At 51.4% G+C, this 607-nt stretch carries 1 pseudogene; it reads left to right on the top strand.

From position 1 onward, the window contains the following. Positions 1–291: pseudogene (locus PORUE0001_RS07920) on the top strand (conjugative transposon protein TraJ); the annotation flags it as partial. Positions 292–607: the final 316 nt, after the last annotated feature.

Consider the following 607-nt stretch of genomic DNA (forward strand, 5'->3'; position numbering starts at 1 on the left):
AAGGATATTGCAGCATTGAGTGACCCCAACTATCTGCCTGATTCGGGTAGCTGGTACTACATTGTCTTCTTCCTGATTGGTATCGTGGGGTACTTCTGTGTTCCTACGGTAGCGGGCTGGATTATAGAGGCTGGTGGTGGTATCGGGGCGTACGGACGCAATGTCAATCAGACGGCGCAACGAGGTGCCCAAGGTGCCTATACGGGAGGTAAGGCAGTAGCTGGCGCCACTGGGTCTATGGCCGGCAACGTAGGCGGACGTATCAAAGGGGCACTTATCAAGGGCAAATAGCGTCCCTTCAGCCGAAGGGTGGCTATGACACGCTTGATGAGGATGCAATGACCACGTGATGGTCGTATGACGGTCAGGTGGGTAGGATTAGCTCCTCCTATGTGTGTCAATGTAGCAGCTGGGGAGGTAATCGTAGTGCCTGCCGTGTGGCACTAGAGTTTCCTACCCATGAAACTAGAGTTTCCTACCCATGAAACTAGAGTTTCCTACCCATGAAACTAGAGTTTCCTACCTATGAAACTACAGTTTCTTACCTATGAAACTACAGTTTCTCCCGTATGAAACTGCAGTGCCAAGTGGGGGTGGCACTAGAGTT

This window comes from Porphyromonas uenonis 60-3 (genome assembly GCF_000174775.1).
In the GTDB taxonomy this organism is placed as follows: domain Bacteria; phylum Bacteroidota; class Bacteroidia; order Bacteroidales; family Porphyromonadaceae; genus Porphyromonas; species Porphyromonas uenonis_A.